At 69.8% G+C, this 6,777-nt stretch carries 8 protein-coding genes and 1 pseudogene; 2 read left to right on the forward strand and 7 right to left on the reverse strand.

The annotated features are described in order from the left end of the window. The 4 genes and pseudogenes from I59_RS19115 to I59_RS03880 all read right to left on the reverse strand — a co-directional run. A pseudogene (locus tag I59_RS19115) lies at positions 1-191 on the reverse strand (glycosyl hydrolase); the annotation flags it as partial. Beyond that, positions 191-1,192 carry a carbohydrate ABC transporter permease gene (locus I59_RS03870; protein WP_022902741.1) on the reverse strand — a complete coding sequence of 334 codons (1,002 nt, stop codon included), beginning with the start codon at positions 1,190-1,192 and terminating at the stop codon, positions 191-193. The gene I59_RS03870 and the pseudogene I59_RS19115, both read right to left, overlap by 1 nt. Then, positions 1,189-2,061 (reverse strand): carbohydrate ABC transporter permease, encoded by an 873-nt coding sequence (locus I59_RS03875; RefSeq protein ID WP_022902742.1) that lies wholly within the window; start codon positions 2,059-2,061, stop codon positions 1,189-1,191. The genes I59_RS03870 and I59_RS03875 overlap by 4 nt, the downstream gene beginning before the upstream one ends. Next, positions 2,061-3,350, reverse strand: a complete 1,290-nt coding sequence (locus I59_RS03880; protein ID WP_022902743.1) for a sugar ABC transporter substrate-binding protein — start codon at positions 3,348-3,350, stop codon at positions 2,061-2,063. Before I59_RS03880 ends, I59_RS03875 begins: the two co-directional genes overlap by 1 nt. Positions 3,351-3,451: 101 nt before the next feature. Here I59_RS03880 and I59_RS03885 point away from each other — a divergent pair, with 101 nt between their 5' ends. Continuing rightward, the gene (locus I59_RS03885; protein WP_022902744.1) at positions 3,452-4,489 is read left to right on the forward strand and encodes a LacI family DNA-binding transcriptional regulator; all 1,038 of its coding nucleotides are present in this window, start codon (positions 3,452-3,454) and stop codon (positions 4,487-4,489) included. Between the two features lie 140 nt (positions 4,490-4,629). Next, on the forward strand, positions 4,630-4,782 hold the full coding sequence (locus I59_RS22585; RefSeq protein ID WP_175327439.1) for a hypothetical protein: 153 nt from the start codon (positions 4,630-4,632) through the stop codon (positions 4,780-4,782). A gap of 75 nt (positions 4,783-4,857) precedes the next feature. Here I59_RS22585 and I59_RS03895 read toward each other — a convergent pair whose 3' ends face one another. The 3 genes from I59_RS03895 to I59_RS03905 all read right to left on the reverse strand — a co-directional run. Then, positions 4,858-5,703 (reverse strand): DMT family transporter, encoded by an 846-nt coding sequence (locus I59_RS03895; RefSeq protein ID WP_022902746.1) that lies wholly within the window; start codon positions 5,701-5,703, stop codon positions 4,858-4,860. 11 nt (positions 5,704-5,714) lie between these two features. Beyond that, entirely contained in the window at positions 5,715-6,377 is a 663-nt protein-coding gene (locus I59_RS03900; protein ID WP_022902747.1) for a response regulator transcription factor, read from the reverse strand. An 18-nt stretch (positions 6,378-6,395) separates the two neighbouring features. Beyond that, on the reverse strand, positions 6,396-6,777 hold a 382-nt coding region (locus I59_RS03905), incomplete at its 5' end, for a histidine kinase (RefSeq protein WP_031272783.1).

A 6,777-nucleotide genomic window follows, 5' to 3' on the forward strand; every position in this document is an offset into this window, starting at 1 on the left:
ACGTCCCGCAGCGCCTGCGGCCGGATGAGCGTCCGGTTCGGCTGGACGACCGGCCACAGCGGGAAGATCCGAACGTGGTCGGCGCCGAGCGAGGCGATCGCCTCGAGGTCGCGGGCGGTGTCGGACGCCGAGAAGTCGAGCCAGGAGTGGAACCAGCCGACCGAGGGCGTGTAGTTGACGCCGAAGCGCATCAGCCCTTCACTCCGCCCTCTTCGACGCCCTTGAAGAAGAAGCGCTGCAGGACGGCGAAGATCACGGCGATCGGGATGAACGCGATCATGGTCCCGGCGGCGATCATCCGCTGGTCGGTGGCGAACGTGCCCTGCAGGTACTGCAGCCCGACGGTGAGGGTGAGGTTCTCGGGCGACTGCAGCACGATGAGCGGCCAGAGGAAGTCGTCCCACGCCCCGATGAACGAGAAGATCGCGATGACCGCGATGGTGCCCTGCACCGCGGGGAGCGAGATGTACCGGAGGCGCTGCATCGCGTTCGCGCCGTCCATGACCGCGGCCTGGTCGATCTCCTCGGGGATCTGCCGGAACGCGTTGAACATGAGCAGGACGTTGAGCGCCGCGGTCATGCCGGGCAGCGCGACGCCGACGAGGTTGTCGGCGAGCCCGAGGTCCTTCACGGTGACGAACTGGCTGATGATCGTGGCCTCCCCCGGCAGTACCAGGGTGGCGAGGAACAGCCCGAGCACGACCTTGCGGAAGCGCCACTGCAGGCGGGCCAGGGCGAACCCGGCGAGCGTCGCGAACACGATGTTCCCGAACACGTCGATCGCGGCGACGAGCAGCGAGTTGCCGATGTACCGCCAGACCGGGATCGCCGCTGCCACCTTGAGGTAGTTCTCGATGGTCGGCTCGGAGGGGATGAACGACGGGTTCGCGGTGTAGATGTCCTCGCCGGCGCCCTTGAGCGACGTCGAGAACTGCCACAGGAACGGGCCGATCGTGATGAAGAGGACCACGACGAGCAGGACGTAGCGGACCACCTTCTCGCGGGTCGACATCACACCCCAGACGACTCGGCGCCGTCGACGGCCGTCGCCGTCACGTCCGTCACGTCCGTCACGTGCGTTCGGCCTGGAGGCGCGGTGCGCATCCGTCGCGCCGGTCACGTCCGGCGCGGGGGCGGCCGCGCCGGCGGCGCCCCCGATCACCGGCTCGGTGGTGTTGGTCGTGTTGGTCACTTGTCGGCCTTGCTGTTCATGCGGGCGAGGGCGAGCATCGGGACGAGCGTCACGACGAAGAGCAGGAGGCTCAGGGCGGATGCGTAGCCGAGGTTGCCGGTGAAGCCGCGGGCGTACTGCTGGATGAGCATGACGAGCGAGTTGTCCTGCCCGCCCGGCCCACCGGTGCCGTTGGTGAGGATGTAGAGCTCGCTGAACACCCGGAGCGCGCTGACGCACACGAGGATGCCGACGAGGGTCATCGTCCCGCGGACGCCCGGCATCGTGACCGACCAGAACCGCCGCACGGCACCGGCGCCGTCGAGCGCGGCGGCTTCGTGGAGGTCCTTGCCGACGTTCCCGAGGGCGGCGAGGAAGATGATCATGTAGTACCCGAGGCCCTTCCAGACCGTCAGGCTGATCGCGCTGACGAGCAGCAGCCACCGATCGGTGAGGAACGGGATGCCCGCACCGCCGAGCGCCTTCACGATCTCGTTGACCACCCCGCGGTCGTCGAGGATCCAGTTCCAGATGAGGCCGACGACCACCGCGGAGGCGATGACCGGCGTGTAGTACGCGGTCCGGAAGAACGCGATGCCGGGGAGCTTCTGCTGCACGAGGACCGCGATGAGCAGGGGCAGCACGGTCAGCAGCGGCAGGCAGATCGCCATGTAGATGACGCTGTTGAGCAGCGCCTCCCACACCTGCGGATCAGCGAGGAGGGTCTGGAAGTTCCTGACGCCCACCCACTGGCTCACACCCCCGAGGGGGCTGGCGTTCGTGAACGACAGCCGGACGGTGTTGATCGACGGCCAGAGGCTGAACGCGAGCAGCCAGACGAGGGCCGGCAGGACGAGCAGCCAGGGCGTGAACCAGCGGTTGGCGCGCATCAGCCGTTGGCCAGGAGCGAGTTCATCTTCGTCTGCGCCGTCTGGAGCGCCTGCTCCGGCGAGACCTGGCCCTTCATGGCGAGGGCGATCTGCTGGTCGAGGAAGTCCGTCATCGCGGAGTTCGCCTCGACCGGGTTGAGGACCTTCGCCTGCTTGAGTGCCTCGTTCGCGAGCACGCGGGCCTTGCCGTTCACGGTGCCGTCGTCCTTCGAGAAGTACGGGTCGGACTGCGACGACGTGGTCGACGGGAAGATGTTGACCAGGTGTGCGAAGGCCTCCTGGTTCTTGGCGTTCGTCATGTACTGGGCGAAGGCCTCGGCCGTGGCGAGGTGCTTCGACTTCGACGAGACGGACAGGCCCTGCACGTACAGCGGCGGGGTGTCGAGTGCCGGGCTCACGGTGACGTTGCCCTTGAGCGACGGGTTGTTCTTCACCATGTCGGACAGTGCCGTGGCGCCACCGGTGGTCCATGCGACCTTCTGCTGCGTGAAGAGTGTCGAGTTGCCGAGGTAGTCGCTGTTCAGCACGTTCGACGGCATGTAGCCGTCCTGGTACGCCTCCTTGTAGCGGCCGATGAGGTCGGCGGCCTTCGAGGAGTCGGCGAAGGTGAACTTCGTGCCGTCGCTGTTGAGCACCTTGACGCCGGCGAGGGTGAAGTCACCGAGGCCGGGCTTGCGGCTCATCAGGTAGTCGTCCGGGCACTTGTCGTGCATCGTCTTCGCCTGCGTGAAGAGGTCGTCCGTGGTCTTCGGCGGGTTGTCCGCGTCGAGGCCGCACTTGTCGAACATGGACTTGTTCCAGTAGTCGACGTCGGTGTTGAGGTACCAGGGGTACCCGTACGTGCCGTCGAGGCCCTTGTACTCGTACGAGTCGAGCGCACCGAAGACGTAGGTGCTCGCGAGCTTCGGGTCGTCCTTCGACACGTCCTGGAGGAACCCGCGCTTCGCGAGCGGCAGGGCGATGTCCGGCGGGAGGTTGATGACGTCCGGCAGCGTGTTCGACGACGCCTGGCTCAGCACCTTGTCCGCGTAGCCGTCGCCGGGCTGGTCCTGGAGCTTGACCTTCGCGTCGGGGTGCTCCTGCTCGAACCCCTTGATCACGCCGTCGAGGTAGTCCGTGTAGGTCGGCGTGAGCGCCCAGGTCTGGAGCGTGATGGTGCCGTCGATCTTCCCGCTGCCCGCGCTCGCCGCACCGCTGCCGCTCGAGCAGCCGGTCAGGACGAGTGCTGCGGCGGCCGCGGTCGCGAGCAGGCCGAGGCCGGTGCTCCGCGTTCGTGTCGTGGTCCTCATGGGGTGTGACTCCTTCGTCATCGTGCTCAAACGGTTCAGTTCCTGTCGCCGAACCACCGCGTGGCAGCGACGATGCACGACTAAAACGCTATAGTCAAGGCGTGCCCCCGAAACGCCGGACGACGATCGCCGACATCGCAGCGCGTGCCGGGGTGTCCATCAGTGCCGTGTCGTTCGCGCTGAACGACCGCCCCGGGGTGTCCGCCGAGACCCGGCTCCGGGTGCAGGAGATCGCCCGGCAGCTCGACTGGCAGCCGCACACCGCTGCCCGGGCCCTCGGCGGTGCGAAGGCCGGGTCGATCGGCTTCGTGCTGAACCGCCCCGCCCGCACGCTCGGGACCGAGTCGTTCTTCGGCGACCTCATCTCCGGGATCCAGCTCGGGCTCGCCGGGACCCACGTCGGCATGAACCTGCTCGTGGCCCGCGACGCGGAGGAGGAGCTGGCGACCTACCGCGACTGGTGGCGCGGACACCGGGTGGACGGCGTGATCGTCATCGACCCGCGGCGCGACGACCCCCGGCTCGCACTGCTGACCGAGCTCGGGATGCCGACGGTGGTCGTCGGCTCACACCCCTCGCCCGCGGGCTCCGCTCCCACCGTCTGGATCGACGACTCGGACGCCACGGACACGGTGCTCCGCTACCTGCTCGCCCTCGGCCACCGGCGCATCGCCCACGTCGCCGGTCGGCCCGAGTTCGAGCACACCGCGATGCGGATCGAGCGGGTGCGGTCCTTCGCGGCCGCCGGCGACCTCGACGACGCCCTGTCCGTCCCGACCGACTACTCCGCCGAGGCCGGGGCCCGGGCGACGCGCGAGCTGCTCTCCCGGCGGGAGCGCCCGACGGCGATCGTGTACGACAACGACGTGCTCGCGGTCGCGGGGCTCGGCGTCGCGAGCGAGATGGGGGTGGCCGTCCCGGCGGACGTCTCGATCGTGTCCTTCGACGACTCCGCGATGGTGCGGCTCGTCCGACCCGCGATCACGTCGCTGACGCGCGACACGGTCGAGCTCGGGCAGCGGGCGGCCACGCTGTTGCGCGCCCAGATCGACGCGCCGGCGCCGTTGCCGTCGCTGCCGGGACCGGCGCTGACGCTCAGCGTCCGGGAGTCCACGGGGCGGGTCGGAGCCGCGTCCTGACGGGAACCGGAGTCCACACAGCGCACTGCGTTGACTTGTGCGGACATCACGAGGATCGTTTACGCCACACCGGTACTGCAAGTAACTCGATGATCGAGACTTTCGATCACGCGACCAACGTACTGGGAGGAGGCACCACCATGAAGAAGAATGAGGTGCCGTCCTGGGTTGCTCACGTGCTCACCCCGCCCGAGGTCATCTCGGCCTACGTCGAACGCCGGGTCAACGATCCGTCGCTCCTCTCGGGTGAGTCGTCGGAACCCACGTACGCGGACTTCCTCCGCGACGAGTAGGCGGGTCTTCCCCGGACTGGAGGCACGACCCGCGTTCCGTCCGCACGGAACGCGGTGCGGGCCTCCAGTCCGAGTTCAGGCGCGCCTGCGGCGCGCCGACCGGGTCACGCCCACGCTCGCGGCCGTGACGCATGCGAGTGCCCCGACCTCGAGCACCGAGAGCCCCTCCGCGAGCACGACCAACCCGGCCAGCGCCGCGATCGCCGGTCCGAGGCTCTGCAGCACGCCGAACACCCGCGTCGGCATCCGCCGCAGCGCGAGCATCTCCAAGGCGTACGGCAGGACGCTCGACAGCACCGCCACCGCGGTGAACACGAGCAGGAGCGACGGGTGGTCGCCCACGCCGCGCACCGCCTCGCCGAGACCGAACGGCAGCGCGACGACCATCGCCACGAGCATGGACACCGCCAGGCCGTCCACCCCGGGGATCGCCCGGCCGACGTGCCGGTTCATCACGATGTAGCCCGCCCAGCACCCCGCGGCGAGGACCGCGAACACGACGCCGGAGACCGAGGTCACTGCCGACGGCCCGACGCCGAGGAGCACCACCCCGACGAGCGCGAGCGCTGCCCAGAGCGCGTCTCGCCAGCGCCGCGTGTGCACGAGGGACAGGGCCAGCGGACCGAGGAACTCGATCGTCACCGCCACGCCGATCGGGATGCTCGCGAAGGCGACGTAGATGCAGAGGTTCATCCCGGCGAGCGCCACCCCGAGCGCGACCGCCCCGGTCCACTGCGCACGGGTCCAGTGCCGCACCCGCGGGCGGACGACGAGCGCGAGCACGACCGCGCCGATGACGAGCCGGAGCGTCGCGGCCCCGACCGACCCGACCTCGTCGAAGCGGGTCTTCGCGATCGCGGCGCCGAGCTGCACGGAGACCATCGCGGCGAGGGCGAGGAACGGGGCGGGAACGCGAGTCACGAGGGCGTGGCTCAGCCGAGGTAGGCGAGCACGGCGAGGACGCGGCGGTGGTCCTCCCCCGTGTCCTCGAGCGCGAGCTTGCCGAAGATGTTGGAGACGTGCTTCTCGACGGCCCCGGTGCCGATCACGAGGGCCCGCGCGATCGCCGCGTTCGTCCGCCCCTCGGCCATGAGCCCGAGGACCTCGCGCTCCCGCGGCGTGAGCGCCGCGAGCGGGTCGCGGCGTCGGCTCATGAGCTGCGTGACGACCTCCGGGTCGAGGACCGTGCCGCCCGCCGCGATCCGCCGGACGGCGTCGTCGATCTCCTCGAGGCGGGTCACCCGGTCCTTGAGCAGGTAGCCGATGCCGGTGGCGCCGGCGGCGAGGACGTCCTCGGCGTAGGTCGCCTCGACGTACTGGGAGAGCAGGAGGACGCCGGTGCGCGGACTGACCCGACGGGTCTCGACTGCGGCCCGGACTCCCTCGTCGGTGAAGGTCGGCGGCATCCGCACGTCCATGACGACCACGTCGGGTGCGCCGTCGGGGAGGGTCCGGAGGAACGACTCCGCGTCGGCGTACTGCGCGACGACCTCGATCCCGGCCTCGTCGAGCACACGGGCCAGCCCCTCTCGGAGGAGCACGGCGTCGTCGACCACGACGGCCCGGATGCGTGCTGCACCCGGGCCGTCGCTCATGCCGACGATCCTACTGGCCTACCGGTGCACGGTCGGGACCCCGTTCAGCGCTCCGAGCGGGATGCGCGCGGTGGCCTCGGTCGGGCCGCCGTCCGGGCTCGACACCGTCAGTTCACCGTCGAGGGCGCGCATCCGGCCCATCAGCCCCGCGATGCCGTGGCCTTCCTCGGCGCGGGCCCCGCCCCGGCCGTCGTCGGTGACGCTGACCGTCAGGTACCAGATCCCGGAGGCGTCGACGACGAGCCCGAGGTACACCCCGGCGGTCGAGGCCCCGGCGTGCTTCGTCGTGTTGGTGAGGAGTTCGCTGACCGTGAAGTAGACGTTGCGCTGGATCTCCGTCGCGAGTTCGAGCCCGTCCGGCAGGCGGACCTCGAGGCCGACCGGGATCGGGGTCCTGCGA

It is taken from the genome of Curtobacterium sp. B8 (assembly GCF_000333315.1).
Taxonomy (GTDB): domain Bacteria; phylum Actinomycetota; class Actinomycetes; order Actinomycetales; family Microbacteriaceae; genus Curtobacterium; species Curtobacterium luteum.